The organism is Chrysosporum bergii ANA360D (assembly GCF_029891735.1).
Classification (GTDB): Bacteria; Cyanobacteriota; Cyanobacteriia; order Cyanobacteriales; family Nostocaceae; genus Umezakia; species Umezakia bergii.
In genome coordinates this window covers 121,113-137,123 of the sequence record NZ_JANQDH010000090.1, presented here as the reverse complement: position 1 = coordinate 137,123, position 16,011 = coordinate 121,113, and the positions used below count along the sequence as shown (strand labels likewise).

Annotated in this window: 16 protein-coding genes; 6 read left to right on the top strand and 10 right to left on the bottom strand. The window is 41.6% G+C overall.

Translation table 11 applies throughout. From position 1 onward, the window contains the following. Window positions 1-106: 106 nt before the first annotated feature. Together NWP17_RS13735 and ald are read right to left on the bottom strand one after the other, a co-directional pair. Window positions 107-1,171 (bottom strand): DNA cytosine methyltransferase, encoded by a 1,065-nt coding sequence (locus NWP17_RS13735; protein WP_280655451.1) that lies wholly within the window; start codon window positions 1,169-1,171, stop codon window positions 107-109. A gap of 161 nt (window positions 1,172-1,332) precedes the next feature. Beyond that, complete coding sequence (gene ald / locus NWP17_RS13730; protein WP_280655450.1) at window positions 1,333-2,424, bottom strand: alanine dehydrogenase; 1,092 nt, start codon at window positions 2,422-2,424, stop codon at window positions 1,333-1,335. A 367-nt stretch (window positions 2,425-2,791) separates the two neighbouring features. Here ald and NWP17_RS13725 point away from each other — a divergent pair, with 367 nt between their 5' ends. The 3 genes from NWP17_RS13725 to NWP17_RS13715 all read left to right on the top strand — a co-directional run bounded on the left by NWP17_RS13725 (window position 2,792) and on the right by NWP17_RS13715 (window position 4,593). Continuing rightward, entirely contained in the window at window positions 2,792-2,962 is a 171-nt protein-coding gene (locus tag NWP17_RS13725; protein WP_280655449.1) for a chlorophyll a/b-binding protein, read from the top strand. A 208-nt stretch (window positions 2,963-3,170) separates the two neighbouring features. Continuing rightward, entirely contained in the window at window positions 3,171-3,464 is a 294-nt protein-coding gene (locus NWP17_RS13720) for a hypothetical protein (RefSeq protein ID WP_280655448.1), read from the top strand. A gap of 55 nt (window positions 3,465-3,519) precedes the next feature. Continuing rightward, entirely contained in the window at window positions 3,520-4,593 is a 1,074-nt protein-coding gene (locus NWP17_RS13715) for a WD40 repeat domain-containing protein (RefSeq protein ID WP_425332666.1), read from the top strand. 339 nt (window positions 4,594-4,932) lie between these two features. On the opposite strand, the gene NWP17_RS13710 is transcribed toward NWP17_RS13715, so the two are convergent. The 3 genes from NWP17_RS13710 to NWP17_RS13700 are packed head-to-tail and all read right to left on the bottom strand — an operon-like array spanning window position 4,933 to window position 8,412. Continuing rightward, window positions 4,933-5,553: a cytochrome c oxidase subunit 3 gene (locus tag NWP17_RS13710; RefSeq protein WP_280655447.1), complete on the bottom strand. Its 621-nt coding sequence runs from the start codon at window positions 5,551-5,553 to the stop codon at window positions 4,933-4,935. 59 nt (window positions 5,554-5,612) lie between these two features. Further along, window positions 5,613-7,307: a cytochrome c oxidase subunit I gene (gene ctaD, locus NWP17_RS13705; RefSeq protein ID WP_280655446.1), complete on the bottom strand. Its 1,695-nt coding sequence runs from the start codon at window positions 7,305-7,307 to the stop codon at window positions 5,613-5,615. A 28-nt stretch (window positions 7,308-7,335) separates the two neighbouring features. Further along, window positions 7,336-8,412, bottom strand: coding sequence for a cytochrome c oxidase subunit II (locus NWP17_RS13700; protein WP_280655445.1), 1,077 nt, complete (start codon window positions 8,410-8,412; stop codon window positions 7,336-7,338). 411 nt (window positions 8,413-8,823) lie between these two features. Between NWP17_RS13700 and NWP17_RS13695 the strand changes: the two genes are divergently transcribed. After that, window positions 8,824-9,807: a COX15/CtaA family protein gene (locus NWP17_RS13695; protein ID WP_280655444.1), complete on the top strand. Its 984-nt coding sequence runs from the start codon at window positions 8,824-8,826 to the stop codon at window positions 9,805-9,807. Window positions 9,808-9,914: 107 nt separating this feature from the next. Beyond that, window positions 9,915-10,868, top strand: coding sequence for a heme o synthase (locus NWP17_RS13690; RefSeq protein WP_280655443.1), 954 nt, complete (start codon window positions 9,915-9,917; stop codon window positions 10,866-10,868). 55 nt (window positions 10,869-10,923) lie between these two features. Here NWP17_RS13690 and NWP17_RS13685 read toward each other — a convergent pair whose 3' ends face one another. From NWP17_RS13685 to NWP17_RS13675, 3 genes are all read right to left on the bottom strand, one after another. Further along, on the bottom strand, window positions 10,924-11,703 hold the full coding sequence (locus NWP17_RS13685; RefSeq protein WP_280655442.1) for a CPBP family intramembrane glutamic endopeptidase: 780 nt from the start codon (window positions 11,701-11,703) through the stop codon (window positions 10,924-10,926). 196 nt (window positions 11,704-11,899) lie between these two features. Continuing rightward, on the bottom strand, window positions 11,900-12,337 hold the full coding sequence (locus NWP17_RS13680; RefSeq protein ID WP_280655441.1) for an AbrB family transcriptional regulator: 438 nt from the start codon (window positions 12,335-12,337) through the stop codon (window positions 11,900-11,902). A gap of 859 nt (window positions 12,338-13,196) precedes the next feature. Continuing rightward, complete coding sequence (locus NWP17_RS13675) at window positions 13,197-13,343, bottom strand: hypothetical protein (RefSeq protein ID WP_280655440.1); 147 nt, start codon at window positions 13,341-13,343, stop codon at window positions 13,197-13,199. A gap of 392 nt (window positions 13,344-13,735) precedes the next feature. On the opposite strand from NWP17_RS13675, the gene NWP17_RS13670 reads away from it, so the two are divergent. Then, on the top strand, window positions 13,736-14,743 hold the full coding sequence (locus NWP17_RS13670) for a succinate dehydrogenase/fumarate reductase iron-sulfur subunit (RefSeq protein WP_280655459.1): 1,008 nt from the start codon (window positions 13,736-13,738) through the stop codon (window positions 14,741-14,743). Window positions 14,744-14,823: 80 nt separating this feature from the next. Here NWP17_RS13670 and NWP17_RS13665 read toward each other — a convergent pair whose 3' ends face one another. Beyond that, on the bottom strand, window positions 14,824-15,342 hold the full coding sequence (locus NWP17_RS13665) for a TolB family protein (RefSeq protein WP_280655439.1): 519 nt from the start codon (window positions 15,340-15,342) through the stop codon (window positions 14,824-14,826). A gap of 121 nt (window positions 15,343-15,463) precedes the next feature. Further along, window positions 15,464-15,979 carry a TolB family protein gene (locus NWP17_RS13660; protein ID WP_425332665.1) on the bottom strand — a complete coding sequence of 172 codons (516 nt, stop codon included), beginning with the start codon at window positions 15,977-15,979 and terminating at the stop codon, window positions 15,464-15,466. Window positions 15,980-16,011: the final 32 nt, after the last annotated feature.

Sequence of the window (16,011 nt, the reverse complement as noted above, 5' to 3'; positions counted from 1 at the left end):
GCAAAATTGGCTTTTTACTGGAGTTTAGTCTCGGCGCGACGCTTCCGCCGCACCGAGACTGATTGTGCCAGTTATGTTATTTATTGTAGTACAATAATACTATATTCTAGCGATCGCCTGTGCCAGTTGCGTAAGTCCTGTTAGAGTTGACAAACTCATACTTATCGTCAGGAGTTAAACGGAATATTGATTTTTTTACCAATTGATTTAATTCACTGACCTGTATATCAGGTATTTGTTCTTGAAAATGAATAAAAGACAAAGGATTACCATCTTTATCACCATATTTCTTACTTCTTCTATGTTTTAGAAGAGTTAAACAAATCATTTTTTCTCGGTCGCTAGTGGGAATAATGTCCCAAGAATGAATAGTTGTATGTCCATTTCTTAAATCTGAAAAAATAAAGAAGTCATTTAACTCATCATTTTTTTGAAATCTAGTTCTTGATGGTGGAACCATGCCTTTAAATAAGGTGTATGGGTCTAACTTAACTTTTTCAATAACTTGAATATTTTTAAGTTCATCCAAAATATCTAAAACTTTCGGATGAATATTTAAAGGTTGAGGAAATTTATATTCTTGGCATTTTTCTATATTATTCCTAATCCCCACAATAAAAACTCTATCTCTATTTTGAGGTAAACCAAAATCATAGGCATTTAATGTTTTCCATTTAACGCAGTATCCTATATTTTGAAACTCTTGTAAAATACATTCTAATTTATCTTTATTCTTAGGGCTGGCTAATCCACTCACATTTTCAAAAATAAATCCCCTTGGTTGATTTTTATTAACTACTCGAATCACGTCAAACCATAATTTACCTCTCGGATCTTCAAAACCTTTTAAACAACCTGCCACTGACCAAGGTTGACAGGGGACACCACCAACTATAATATCAGCATTAGGTGGAAGCTCACTAATTTTGGTAATATCCCCTAATTCAATTTCATCTTTATTTAAGTAGCTAATAAAATTTTGTTTATAAACTTTAATCGCTTGTTTGTCTATTTCCGAATATCCTAGGCATTGACCACCTAATTTTTCTAAGGCAATTCTAAATCCACCAATACCAGCAAACAAGTCTACAAAAGTGAACTTATTTTCAGGATTCACTAATTTTAGAGGTAGTTCTATTTGTTTTGGTATTTGCGAACCTACAAGTTTCATGGGGAATCTTTGCTAACATCACCTAATGACACTAAATAATTGTATCATAGTCATGTCCGTTACTAAAAAAAAGCTATAAATTAACTACAAAAAAAATATTTAGCCTGCCTAAGCAGGCTTTGTTGGTGTAGCTGTGGACGTAACGTAAATGATGAGATATATTAACAGATTAAATCAGGGAAAACCTCTTGTACAGCCGGATGTACTAAACGATGATTGTGGACATTTAAGCCCTTGGCTAAGGATGGGTTAACCTGTAGTGCCTTGGTGCCTAAATTAGCTAACTGCATCACATAAGGTAATGTGCTGTTATTAAGGGCTTGAGTTGCTGTCCAAGGTACTGCACCCGGCATATTGGGAACACCATAATGGACTACACCTTCTTCTACATACACAGGATGAGTGTGTGATGTGACGTGTAGAGTTTCCACACAACCGCCTTGATCAACTGCAACATCTACAATTACTGAACCGGGATGCATTTGTTGGACAAATTGACGGGATACTAATATGGGCGCTCTACGCCCTGGGACTAAAACAGCACCAATGAGTAAATCAGCTTCTTTAACAGCTGCTTCGATATGAGCAGAGTTACTGTAAAGTAATTCCACTCTAGAACCAAATAGAGTTTCTAAGTAAGATAAGCGCTCGATATTTACATCTAAAATTTGCACACCAGCACCCATGCCTACGGCGATTTTAGCTGCTTCTGTACCCACAACGCCACCGCCTAAAATTACTACTTTTCCGGGTTTAACTCCGGGGACACCGCCTAACAAAACTCCTCTACCACCCTGCTGGCGTTCTAAAAATCTGGCTCCAAATTGTACTGCTAGCCGACCAGCAATAATGCTCATGGGACTCAGCAGTGGTAGTTTGTTAGCACCGAGTTGTTCCACGGTTTCGTAGGCGATCGCACAAGTGCCACAATCAATTAAATGCTCAGTCAAGCTTCGATCAGCCGCCAAATGCAGATAAGTAAACAAAATCTGCCCTTTCTGCAAGAACTTATACTCATCATTTAAAGGCTCTTTGACTTTGACTACTAACTCCCTATTCCAAGAAGCTTCTGCTGTGGCAACAATTTCTGCCCCTGCATCTTCATAGTCTGCATCCGTAAATCCAGCACCTTCTCCGGCTCTCGTTTCAATAAAAATAACATGACCATTCTCTCGCAGTACCCGCACACTAGAAGGACTCAACCCTACCCGAAACTCCTGATCCTTAGACTCCCTAGGAACGCCGATTTCCATATTCCGCCTCTAATGATTTTTTGTTTAACTTTAGCCTGCTCCGTCCCACACTTCCGTATTAGGGATAGCTAACTACTAACCTAACCTTCTCCACCCCTATAGCCCAAGCATAAAACTACAAACCTTGACTATGACCCCAAAATTTTTATAATATATTAAAATATATAAAGAATAATTACAAATTGTTAGCACGTTTGTATGGTTTTCTGTGGAGAAACTGTAGGGGATTCTGTAAGAGATGCTGGCATTGTAGCACCCCTTGGGAATTACGCCCTTCCATTTCTCTAGCCAGTTGGTTTCAGTCTACTTATTAACGCCACCTGTTCACTGTTTTAAATCCCGTTTACCAAAGAGAGGTTTTTGCAAAATGGCACAACTACAACCTACAATTACACCTAAACTAGAAAATCCAAAATTTGGTTTTAATGAATATGCCGAACGGTTAAACGGTCGAGCAGCAATGATTGGTTTTTTATTGATGGTGGTAATTGAGTACGTCACCAACCAAGGTGTGCTATCATGGCTAGGCTTGAAATAGTGCTAGCAAAAGGTATCAAGCTTGAAGTTGTAAGCTAGTAATTAGAGATGTTGGAACCAGCTGGAACCACTAGCTGGTTTTGACAGTATCAATACCTAATAGAAAAATTCCCGCCACAACTTGTCATATCTTGTCAAAATGGCAGTTAATGTGTGAGGTATTCTCGATAAAGTTATACATTAAGGTAACCTAGATCAACCAATCTGTGATGAATGCTGTATTACCTCGTTTTTTAAAGTCAGCCTACAGAAGAGACCCAATAATCAGCGTATTGATGACCGTAGGATTGGTGGATGCGCTGATTGGAGGACTTGATGACAGTTGGTCATTATTTGCAGTGGGTTTAGGGATAGCAGGGATTAGCCTAGCCTTTAAATTATGGCGCATCCAGCAACGCCAACCCGTAGTAGATGAGCCAGTAGTACAACATTACTTGCCTTCCCAATCATCTACCCCTCCTCTGCCAATTTTGACTGTTTCTAAGAAAAAACCACGCCGATAAACATATAAATCGGTAAATTAAATGGGCGTAACTATTTTGAAAGTGAGGAAAAATAGTGAGGAGTAAGGAAAAAAGTAGAGATCATTCTGTACTCCACCCGTATATAATTACGGCATTTATGGCAGCGATCGCTCTTCCAGTAACAGTCTGGCAAGGGTTGAATATTCATACTGCCCATGCTGCTGTTGAATTTACACCCAACTCTCAATTTAAAACCACAATTACCAATCCCCAACTACTCCACTCGCTCCTAGGACATAGAGGAAAAGTTAAATCTTTAGCCTTTAGTCCCGACAGTCAACTGTTAGTCAGTGGTGGGGCTGAAAATGACGGCATAATCAGATTGTGGAATCCCATCACCGGTAAAACAGTAGGGCAAATCAGGAAAGCCCACACAACTGGGGTGAAGTCTTTGGTCATTTCCCCAGACGGTCAAACCTTAATTAGCTGTAGCAGTGATAAGACAATTAATCTTTGGAACCTGAAAAATAATCGCTTTACCCGCTCCTTTGTGGGACATAGCAGTAATGTCATGTCCTTAGCTGTATCTCCCGATAGTCGAGTTTTGGTAAGTGGTGCTTTAGACGGTATTCGCATATGGGATTTATTACAGCAGCGTCCCCTGGACACCTTAGTACAGTTTGATAATTCGATACATACAATAGCAATAAGCCCCGATGGTCAAACTTTAGCTAGTGGTGATAACAAAGGCGTAATCAAACTGTGGGACTTAAAAAGCGGTAAATTAAACCGTGAATTTACCGGACATTCCCAGATAGTTACCACCCTAGCCTTTACCCCAGACGGGTTAAACTTGATCACCGCTAGCGGCGATCGCACAATTAAAATTTGGCATCTCAACTCTAGCCAACCAGTCCGCACCCTCACCGGACACAATAACTGGATTAACGGCATCGCCATCAACGCCCAGGGGCAAATTTTAGCCAGTGCCGGCAGGGATGGAGTTAAATTGTGGAATTTAACCAATGGTGAGTTAATAAATACACTTATGCCACATTCAGACTGGGTAAACGCCATCGCTTTTAGTCCTGATGGGCAAACCCTAGCCACTGGTGGTTTTGATGGCAGAGTCAACATTTGGAGAATTGCACCAAAAAGCCAATACTAAAACAGAGCTACCCTTGAAAAGATGCTTCAACATACTGACTTCCTCCGTAGAAATTGCTTACCTGTCAAGGTAAGGGAACTGGTTTCCAGAAATCAAGCTTGTGGGGCTTTTCCGTATTACAGATGCAAGTAGGTGAAGGTAAATTTGGTCAGGACCTAAAGCGCGTTTAATTCTCACCCACTGATTAGGCATCAGTTCTCGCCTAGCCTAATACATCTTCAGGGATTTATTCAAGATGACAAAGAAAGGTCTTTAATTTATCAGCAAAATTCATGAAAAAAGCCCCCATTGGGAGGCTATTTAACTGACTCGGGTGAGTGCATAACTAAAAATGTATACTCACAGTAAATACAGTAGCCCGAACAAAATAATCCAAATTACATCAACAAAATGCCAATAGATTTCCGCAGCTTCGATACCAAAATGCCTTTCACTACTGTAGTGACCGGGAACCCGCGATCGCCACAATACAGCCAAAATAGCCAACACACCAATAGTAACGTGCAGACCGTGAAAGCCAGTTAAAACATAAAATGCACTGGCAAACAAATTAGTAGTTAAGCCAAATTCCAGATGGGCATATTCATAAACCTGACCCACCAAGAAAATAGCACCCATCACCGCAGTAATTGCCAACCAAATCCGCATCCCCTTGGCATCATTCTGTTTGATAGCGGTATCAGCATTGTGCATGACGAAACTACTAGCAATCAGATTGACAGTATTAACTCCGGGTAGTAACAGTTCCAATTCTGGGGTTCCTTCAGGAGGCCACACCGATAAAGTAGAACGAAAAGCTAAATAAGCTCCGAACATCCCCAGAAAAATCATTCCTTCAGCGATGAGAAACACCACCAGCCCAAACAGCCGATAATCTGGATGTTCTTCGTGATGAGCATCAGGTGCTGTGTAGTGATGATTTAATTCAGTTTTCGCTGGGTCAATTGTTTGACTTTCCATTAATCTTGAAAAAAGTAAAGTAACGGGGATTGAGAATCAGATCCCTAATCCCTTTTTTTTTAAACACCAGACTCAATAGTTGGGTATGGTTCATCAGGTTCGAGACTTAACACCGCCTGAGTATCCACTTTCTTCTCACCCACGCCATAATCATAGGGGCCAGTAGCCAAGACTGGGAGTTGCGCAAAATTCTCAATTGCTGGTGGAGAACTAGTCATCCATTCCAGAGTGAGTCCCCGCCAAGGATTATCACCGGCTTTTTGCCCATACCACCAACTCCAAACAGCATTGATAATAAAGGGTAGTGTGGAAATAGCCAGAATATAAGACCCGTAGGTGCAGATTTCATTCAAGGAAGCGAATTTGGGGTCATATTCGGCAATACGGCGATTCATCCCCATTAGCCCCAGCTTGTGCATGGGTAAGAAACTCATATTCAGACCCACTATAGTTAAAACAGCATGAACCTTGCCCCAAAATTCGTTCATCATTCGTCCCGTCATTTTCGGGAACCAGTGGTAGATAGCAGCAAAAATTCCTAAAACGCTACCACCAAACAAAACGTAGTGCAGGTGTGCCACTACAAAATAAGTATCATGAACGTGAATATCAAAGGGAACTGCCGCCAACATCACACCACTGATCCCACCAATCACGAAAGTACCCAAAAAGCCCATAGCAAAAATCATGGGACTATTGAGAGCAATTTTGCCTCCCCAAATAGTTGCTAACCAACCAAAAATTTTAATTCCAGTCGGTACAGCAATGATCATGGTAGTGATCATAAAAAACATTCGTAACCAACCGGGAACACCACTAGTAAACATATGATGCGCCCAGACGATTAGCCCTAAAAAACTGATAGCCAAAGAAGAATAGGCAATAGCCTTATAACCAAAAATCGGCTTGCGGGCATGAACCGGCAAAATTTCAGAAATTGCGCCAAAGAAAGGCAAAATCATGATATATACCGCCGGGTGGGAGTAAAACCAGAACATATGCTGGTAAACCACCGGGTCGCCCCCCCCTGTGGGGTTAAAAAATGTTGTCCCTGCCAATAAGTCAAAAGCCAAGAGAATCAGCGCCCCTGCTAGTACTGGTGTAGATATCAGAACCAGAGCCGAAGTTGCCAACATCGACCAACAAAACAAAGGCATTTGATGAACTCCCATACTAGGGACACGCATTTTGAGCAGAGTGACTATAAAGTTAATCGCTCCCAAAATTGACGATGTACCCAGCAGCAGGATACTCATAATCCAAATAGCTTCCCCCAATTCACCTGTTACCAAGCTCAAGGGCGGGTAGGAAGTCCAGCCAGCATCAGGAGCATCCCCCAAAACTAAACTAGCAATGAGCAACACACCAGCCGGGGGAATCATCCAAAATGCTACAGCATTCAACCGAGGAAATGCCATATCCCTAGCCCCAATCATCAAAGGAATGAGATAGTTAGCAAATCCTGCCCCTGCAGGCACAATCCACAAGAAAATCATAATTGTGGCGTGCAGGGTGAATAAACTATTGTAAACTTCGGGAGTAACAAAATCTACTTCTGGGGTACGTAGTTCGGTACGCACCAAATCAGCCATTACTCCGCCAATGCAGTAGAAAACAAAAGAAGTGACTAAGTATTGAATTCCAATTACCTTATGGTCGGTGCTGAAACCGAAAAAGTCTCGCCAATGTCTTTCTTCTGGTTCTTCCACATGAGGCGGGAGATGGACAGTTTCTTGCAACTGAGCTTGTGTCATAAGAGTTAGTTATCAGTTATCAGACCATTCACTGACTAAACTTGTGTAGCTGGTGAACTTGATGGATCATTTCTGGTTCAATCCCCATATCTTTAGTGTAGGGAGAGAGAAATTCATCTGGAGACAAATCCCCAGGGTTAAGAGCAACAGCTTGTTTGAGAGTTTCGCTGCTCGCCACTAATTGTTCCTGCACCCAAGCGTCATAGGCTGCTTGGGTTTCCACCACTACTTGGCTTCTCATGACCCCGTGGTAAGGTCCGCAAAGTTCAGCACAAATGATGTCATAACTACCAACTAATTTGGGTGTAAAACGAATTTCGCTTTGTCTACCGGGGATAGCATCTTGTTTTAAGCGAAACTCTGGAACCCAGAAAGCATGGATGACATCATTGGCTGTCATGTCAATTTGTACTTCTCGACCTACTGGAACGTGTAGCTCACCTGTAGTAATGCCCGTATCAGGATAGGTGAAAAGCCACGCATATTGTAGACCAGTGACATTAACCCGTAATTCTGGTGGTAAACCTGCTTTTTCCGGACTACCTCCAATGGTGGGAGCAACACTACCCACGCCGGGAGCATTGCGCCTTGGAGGAATTTCCTCTGTAGCTGGGTTTTCCATCACCTGATCAAAATTTTCTTCATTTCCGTTAGAGCCTGTGCCTGGCGGTATACCGCTTAAAGTTGCCGCTATTGCCGATCCTGGCATAGATTCTTGACTAATGGGGGCTTCATGAACAGAATGGGGATTAAAGCCGCCGATTTCGTTGTACACTTCAAAGCTATAAACAGAAATACCCAGAACGATAATAGCTGGAATTGCTGTCCAGAGAATTTCTAAAGGAACATTGCCCTCAATTGGTGGACCATCTTCGTTATCACCCGCCCGCCGACGGTATTTGATTACAGAATAAATCAAAACACCTTCAACAAGTAGGAATATACCTGTAGAAACGATCATCATCGTGTTAAACAAACCATCCACTAAAACGGCTTCGTCTGTGGCTGCTGTTGGCAACAGACCATGATTTTGACCGTACCAAAGGCTAAATAGCGTTAGTACCACACCAATTAGTAATGTCCAGATGGAGCTTGGAATTTTCACAGTTTACTTAAATGAATTTACTACGTTATTTATATCCTACTCACTTACTAAGGTAGTCCACTTAATCAAAGATGGAGTCTCATAGTCTGAAATTTTTATTAATTTTTTCACTAAATTACTAATCTTCGGTACAAGAGATTTACTAGATACTGTCAAGAGTTTAGGTAAATCAGTAGAAATTAGGGTAAAAATTTTAGAAAAAATTAACATTAGCCGAATTAATGCTTATTTAATTGCTCACAGCTTAAAAAATACCTAAAGCTACGGCTAAAAGTAGCCAGAGTGATCCAAAGTATAAGTGCAAGCCAATCTTTTTAACTCTAGCTCATAGGTTAGGGTGTAGATAGATCGGTACTCAAACTTGAAAACTTTAAGAGCAGCTCATCCAAGAGCTGGCGGAAGGTGCTGTTCATGAATGAATTTGTCCTAGAACAACAAAATGAAGCGGCCGCCCAGCAGCGACAGCCCAAGGAATTTATTCGTCGATTGGTGTGGAAAATGTGCATAGCCACCTTGATTTTGATGGCCATAGGCAGTGCCACCCGTGTGATGAATGCTGGACTCGCTTGCCCAGACTGGCCATTGTGCTACGGTGAATTGGTTCCAGCCAGACAAATGAATCTTCAAGTTTTTTTGGAGTGGTTTCACAGATTGGATGCAGCGTTAATTGGTATAAGCGCCATCGCCCTGTTCGGGTTGTCCTGGTGGAACCGTCGCCTCTTACCCAGTTGGCTGCCTTGGGCATCCACATTTGCTCTGTTTTTAATTGTCTTCCAAGGGATTTTGGGAGGACTTACTGTCACCGAACTGTTAAGGTTTGATATCGTCACTGCCCATTTAGGAACGGCGCTGCTGTTTTTCACTACCTTACTGATTATCGGCATAGCCCTCACTCCCTATCAAGGAACTGGAACTGTTGGTAAGTTGCCTTGGTTGGGTTTAAGTGCGGTAATTTTTGTTTACCTGCAAAGTATATTAGGCGCTTTAGTAGGATCTCGCTGGGCATTACACCAGTGCTTTGGGGGTGATCAGCTTTGTAATGTCATGTATAGCCATATTTTTGGTTTGATACCGCCAACTGTGGCTACCTTGGCAGTGGTATTCATATCCTGGCGAACACCAGCACTGCATCCAGCTTTGCGGCAACTGGCAAATATGGCTGGTGGGTTGTTGATGTTACAAATACTTTTGGGAGTTGCCACTTTCCGATTACATCTTCAAGTGGAGCTACTGACTGTCTCTCATCAAACTGTCGGAGCTGTGTTACTCGGTACTTTAGTGGCTTTTACAGTTCTAGCACTGCGTGACTGGGCTATGTCCCGTGATATCAACGCCTTCTCTGTTGCTTCAAGCGCAAATGTCATAAGTACACAAACAAAGGGATCGAATGCCTAACTTAATTTAGGTTCGTTTTCCTTGGCCTCAGTAACTATTTTTAATGTCAACTCAGTATGAGCAGGGGCTACATAAAAGTTGTTGCAAAATAAGGAACAAAAGCCAAAATGATCGAGACAAATGTCTCTCGCCACCATCAAACATTTCTCCAAGTCGTCCAAAGTTACTACCAACTCACAAAGCCCCGGATTATTCCGTTGCTGTTGATCACGACGGCTGGAAGTATGTGGATCGCCGCTCACGGACAAGTAGATCCATTTTTGCTGTTAGTCACTCTTACCGGAGGTACTCTGGCAGCAGCCAGCGCCCAGACCATTAACTGTATCTATGACCGAGATATTGACTATGACATGGAACGGACTCGCCATCGTCCTATCCCTTCCGGTAAGGTGCAGCCTCGTGATGCCCTCATTTTTGCCATTACTCTAGCAGTAATGTCTTTTACTGTACTAGCAGTATTTGCTAACTTACTAGCTGCTTGCTTGGCATTTTCCGGAATTGTTTTTTATGTTTTGATCTACACCCACTGGTTAAAACGTCATAGCACTCACAATATTGTCATAGGTGGGGCCGCTGGAGCAATTCCCGCTTTAGTCGGTTGGGCGGCTGTTACAGGTACTTTAAGCTGGGCAGCTTGGTTAATTTTTGCCATAGTCTTTTTATGGACACCTCCCCACTTCTGGGCTTTGGCGCTGATGATTCGGGATGACTATGCAAAGGTGGGCATCCCTATGTTACCCGTGGTTGAAGGTGATACGGCAACGGTTAAGCAAATTTGGTATTACACACTCATTACAGTGGCCACTACCCTGTTACTTGTTTATCCCCTCCACTCCAGTGGATTTTTCTATGCAGCCAGTGCTGTGACTTTGGGAGGATTATTTATCCATAAATCTTGGCGTTTGTTACAAAAACCACAGGATCGCACTGTGGCTAGGGAGTTATTTCTTTATTCCATTTCTTACATGATGCTTTTGTGTTTGGGTATGGTGATTGATAGTCTGCCTATTACCCATACTCTCATCAGTACAGTAATTAGCCTGCTGCATTTCATCAGCTGAAGAATGGATCATTCATGCGATCGCGCCCTCATGGCCAACGCGATCGCATCACACATCAATATTCAGACAATAACCACAGAATTAATCCAGTTACCAACACACAAATAATTCCCACCACCCCGCCTAGGGGTTTTTTATTTTTACCGGTCCACCATGGGGAAATTTTACCAGTGTAGGTAATCAGTTCGGCTGTGTCCACGGTAGCCATCGCCCATACTAATCCTGAATGTAGTCCCCAAGCTATACCCAAATTACCACCATCAGCAATTCTAGCTAACACCAGCATCATTCCCATCAGCCACAACCCTGGTAGTTGAGGTATAGTTTCCCGTTGCTCCCATACTAAGTGTAAAAGAGCAAAAATCAAGCTAGAAATAACTGCTGCTACCCAAACCGAGTAACTACGCTGTAATTCAGTTAACAAAAAACCACGAAAAACTAACTCTTCTATCCCTCCCACTAACAACGCTATTAATAAAATAGATGGCAATATTGACGGGATCAACTTTATATTTGACTTTTCCAAATAGCACCACCCTAGCCAAACTTGGCAAGTAAACATAATTCCTAAGCTAATTACTCCTAAACCAAAACCCAGAGCAAAGGAACTCACCATAGCCACATTTCCCACCAAGCCATAATCTAAAAAAGATTGATGGTATTTCCAAATAACTCCCCAAAGAACCAAGGGAGCTAATAGGTAAAGTGGCACCAATAAAGGTAATTTTTGTTCAGGCTGTAAAGGTTTACTTGGTTGCCAATTAAATGTAATTGCTATTACCGCTGCTATGGGTAACCAACACCCGATCCAGCTAATAAAAAATGTCATCACCATAAATTTTTTCAGGGTATTAACTATGGGTTGACTAAATGTAAAGCAAAATAGACACAAAAAAAACACGATAGATTACTTGCTGGTTAATCAAGACTTGCTCCAAGTCTCTCACTTCTACAAGGAATCTAATCGTATTTTTAAAGATGTCAAAATTACTCAAGTAGTGGGAATAAATTACAAAGCCTCGACTTTAAATTTACTCTTCGTCTTCCAAATCCTCATCTGAGTCTTCAGAATCTATATTGGCTGAAGTGGCTTTTTTATCAGTTTCCCCCAGTTGAATTAGGTGAATGTGCTTATAGCCTAATCTAATTTCAAACTCATCTCCCGGCTTTAAATTCATTGCTTTAGTGTAGGTAGCACCAATAACAATTTGACCGTTTTGATGAACACTCACCCGATATGTCGGTTCACGACCACGACCATCTTTAGGTGCTTCTGGACTGAGGGGAATTCCTCTAGCCGATAATAAAGCATCATAAAAATCTGTGAGGTTGACACGTACTTGATTATTCTTAGTAACAGTGTAATAGCCGCACTGCTTGGCTCTTTCCCGGCGTGGTAAATTAGACAGTTCTTTTACCTTAGCAAGCAATGCTTTTCCCGTTAATGGTGCGGTTGCTGTTTCAGTCATTACGCTCAAATTTTCCTTACTCTCTCCAAACTGATAAACGATTTTGTTTCATGCCAGTATTTGACTACTCATGACCCTAGGGTGACAGATAAATTCCTGTTTATAGGTTGAGCTACAAGCACCTATGCCATGGTCACCCACAACAGATTTAAGGTCATGGTGTCCACAAACATTAATTTTGGTGATTTTACGGCACTTTTAACCATTACTCGCCATGGAAAATCAATTGATTTTCTTTTTCGGCGCTACTGTAGCGGTGTAACTTTCAGCCACCTTCACAAGTTGTTTGAGTCCTAGTACAAATAAGTTGTAGACTCAATAAATTGTAGGCTTTCAACTTTCACTGCTGGCCTTTATTGCCCTTGAGTTGTTGGGTTTTCCCTACTCTGACTCTCCAGCTGAGGACAGCATAGTATTTGAATAGGCTCTAACGGACATACACCTTTGTCCTGCCTGTAGAGACGTGAATTTTATGGTCTCTACATTACGAACCAACAAAGCAGGATCAGCCCTGCTTGTGCAGCTATTGGGACTGGATTTGTTACTTCGTAATTTCATATTAAATACTAGCATGAATTAATAATAGCAAAATAATTGTTTAGTTTTGAATTTAACTTCCTACTAGACTTTAATTTTCATATCTAACCGTGGTAGGGTAAAAATCTGTCTGTATTTTCCCTCTAGTTTATTGCCTTAGAGAGTATTACAGGATAGCTTTTATAAAAATTAATCTAAATTTACTCCACCACCAGTTTTGACAACTGAGTTTAAATCCTAAATTTGCTGGATTTCCTAGAGACAAAACCAAGACAGGATTCTCTTGCTGGTTTATTCTCACCAGACAAAAACCAAACAGCTATTATATACGTCTGTCTGTGGGAAGAATAAATCTTACCCTATCTTGCAAATGCTCCATGCTCACGTCTGAGTTAATCAACAGCTTGAGCAGTGACTGAGCCACAAAAAATTCACCTTTTGTCACTAGATCAGGAATTTTCCTAGGCATTTGCTGCCATTACTATTAAAACCAAGATTTATTGAGAAACATTAACCAATTTAGTGGGCATATCTTTGCCATACCAAAAATCAAGGCAAGTTTTTTGCCCATGACCCTACTCCCGCTTCTAGTCCCCAACAAGTTAGTTAAATGCTGTCGCCACCATTAGGTTATTTGCCTTTGGTTTTAGAGCTTGACAATAATCTCACTTATACCAGTTCTGCAAATTAAATTTGAATGGTTATCCTTAAACTAGAATCACTTGCTCTTTGAGCATCAGCCTATTAACAGTGGGACGGGTATTGGGGTTAACCAGAGTATAGCTCAATTTGTGCAACCACCAGCTTTGACTCACGATTTCTCAGGCTGATGATGTAATTTTTAGATTGTGGTTGGTGATGATGGAAGTTCTATTTAAGATCATTCGGCAGCAACATAATTCTTCTCCTGTTGTACAAACTTACCTTTTAGAGGTAGATGCTGGCAATACAATCCTAGATTGCCTGAATCGAATTAAATGGGAACAAGATGGAACACTAGCTTTTCGCAAAAATTGTCGCAATACCATTTGTGGTAGCTGTGCTATGCGAATCAATGGGCGTTCAGCTTTAGCTTGTAAGGAAAATGTTGGTAGTGAACTGGCCAGACTACCACAAATCCCGGATGTGGAGAATAACGCCAATAATATTAGAGAAATTACAGTAGCTCCCCTCGGTAATATGCCCGTAATTAAAGATTTGGTGGTGGAGATGAGTAGTTTTTGGCATCATCTGGATGCAGTAGCTCCTTATGTTAGTACAGCAGCGCGACAAGTTCCAGAAAGGGAATTTTTACAAACGCCACTGGAGCGATCGCGTCTTGATCAGACAGGTAATTGTATCATGTGTGGTGCTTGTTATTCTGAATGTAATGCCCGTGAAATTAATTCAGATTTTGTTGGACCCCACGCTTTGGCTAAAGCCTATCGTATGGTAGCCGACTCTCGTGATAGTGAAACTGAAAAACGCTTAGAAACTTATAACCAGGGTACTCAAGGGGTTTGGGGTTGTACCCGTTGTCTTTATTGTGACTCAGTTTGTCCCATGGAGGTAGCACCATTACAGCAAATCACCAAAATCAAACAGGAAATTCTAGAACGTAAACAAGCTCAAGACAGTCGCTCAATTCGCCACCGTAAAGTATTAGTAGATTTGGTTAAACAAGGTGGTTGGATCGATGAACGTCAATTTGGAATACAAGTAGTTGGTAACTACTTTCGCGACCTCAAAGGATTACTCAGTCTTGCACCCCTTGGTTTGCGGATGATCATCCGGGGTAAATTCCCATTATCCTTTGAACCCTCCCAAGGTACTCAACAAGTGCGATCGCTTATCGAATCTGTACAGCAAGAACTAGAAAATAAAAAGTAGAAAGTCACCACTGGGGATGGGGAGAGAAGAAATTAGAATACCAGCCTTGAGGCGTTCACTTCTCGCCCCTAACCGGAATTTTAAGGCATATTTAACCTTTGCCCAGATTGTTCATAAACTAAAATATCCCATTGCCCATTGTTACTATACTCAAAAGCAATCCGTTGACCATCAGCGCTAATGCTAGGGTGGCGGACTTCTGCCGGCAAGTTATTAGTTAAATTTCTTGATTGTCTGGTTTCTCGGTCATAGAGCAAAATAGTAGACCGTCCCTGACGACTAGCAACAAAAACAATGTAGCGACCATTTTCAGCCACGCTAGGATGAGAGGCGATAGTATCTAAAGAATTTAAACCTGGTAAATCTACCAAACTACGAGTTAAGGTATCAAACATATAAACATCTTGGCTACCCCGGCGATCGCTGGTAAAAACAATATATCTCCCGGAAGTCTGGGGGTTAAGTTCCGCAGATGGACTATTAAGACTGCGACCACTAGGATCAAAGGAATAATTCACTAAACGAGGATAGCCAACACAGCCCCCCAACAAGCCCAAGCCAGCAACTAATATAGGTAAAAAAATATTGTTATAACTCATTTGCTCATCAGTCAATGGTCATAAGCTATTGTGCTGCTAAATCCAATAATCTGTATTTCATCAACATATGTAGTGCAGGCATAGTTCGAGTATACTTCATGAAATGCGTAACAGCTTATGACTATGGCAATGGGGGAGAGACACTCACACTCGCACCATTAGGAATATCTAACTCAATATTCGGTCCCCGGTCTAAAACTTCAATATCCCACTGACCACGGCTAGCAGTTTCAAAAACAACATAACGTCCATCTGGGCTAATGCCAGGATTTTTGATCCAACCGCGATAAGTGGGAGTTATAATTTGTGACTTTTGGGAGGCGCGATCATAAAGTCCCACCACAGGTCTACCCTGGTCACTGGTTAGATAAGCAATGTAACGCCCGTTATAACTCAAACTCGGACTTTCAGCAATTGTTCGGGGTCTATTCAACCCTGGTGTTCTAACCAAGCGTTTTTCTATCAAATCATAAACCAACAGTTGGTGACTACCATTACGATGAGATACAAACGCTAAAAAACGACCATTTCCACTTAATGCTGGTTGCTCCTCAGCATAGCGAGTGTTGAGGGAATTAGACCCAATGGGTATTTCATCAGAACTGCAAGATAATAATACACTACCAACACTCAGCATCAGGCTCCAATAAATTGGTTTTTGGAGCCAAA

Bases quoted from the DNA above. Each gene is read 5' to 3' on its own strand.
- NWP17_RS13735 (WP_280655451.1), bottom strand. From the start codon at position 1,171: ATGAAACTTGTAGGTTCGCAAATACCAAAACAAATAGAACTACCTCTA.
- NWP17_RS13680 (WP_280655441.1), bottom strand. From the start codon at position 12,337: ATGACTGAAACAGCAACCGCACCATTAACGGGAAAAGCATTGCTTGCT.
- NWP17_RS13710 (WP_280655447.1), bottom strand. From the start codon at position 5,553: ATGGAAAGTCAAACAATTGACCCAGCGAAAACTGAATTAAATCATCAC.
- NWP17_RS13690 (WP_280655443.1), top strand. From the start codon at position 9,915: ATGATCGAGACAAATGTCTCTCGCCACCATCAAACATTTCTCCAAGTC.
- ctaD (WP_280655446.1), bottom strand. From the start codon at position 7,307: ATGACACAAGCTCAGTTGCAAGAAACTGTCCATCTCCCGCCTCATGTG.
- NWP17_RS13720 (WP_280655448.1), top strand. From the start codon at position 3,171: ATGAATGCTGTATTACCTCGTTTTTTAAAGTCAGCCTACAGAAGAGAC.
- NWP17_RS13670 (WP_280655459.1), top strand. From the start codon at position 13,736: ATGGAAGTTCTATTTAAGATCATTCGGCAGCAACATAATTCTTCTCCT.
- NWP17_RS13675 (WP_280655440.1), bottom strand. From the start codon at position 13,343: ATGCCTAGGAAAATTCCTGATCTAGTGACAAAAGGTGAATTTTTTGTG.
- NWP17_RS13665 (WP_280655439.1), bottom strand. From the start codon at position 15,342: ATGAGTTATAACAATATTTTTTTACCTATATTAGTTGCTGGCTTGGGC.
- NWP17_RS13695 (WP_280655444.1), top strand. From the start codon at position 8,824: ATGAATGAATTTGTCCTAGAACAACAAAATGAAGCGGCCGCCCAGCAG.
- ald (WP_280655450.1), bottom strand. From the start codon at position 2,424: ATGGAAATCGGCGTTCCTAGGGAGTCTAAGGATCAGGAGTTTCGGGTA.
- NWP17_RS13725 (WP_280655449.1), top strand. From the start codon at position 2,792: ATGGCACAACTACAACCTACAATTACACCTAAACTAGAAAATCCAAAA.
- NWP17_RS13660 (WP_425332665.1), bottom strand. From the start codon at position 15,979: ATGCTGAGTGTTGGTAGTGTATTATTATCTTGCAGTTCTGATGAAATA.
- NWP17_RS13685 (WP_280655442.1), bottom strand. From the start codon at position 11,703: ATGGTGATGACATTTTTTATTAGCTGGATCGGGTGTTGGTTACCCATA.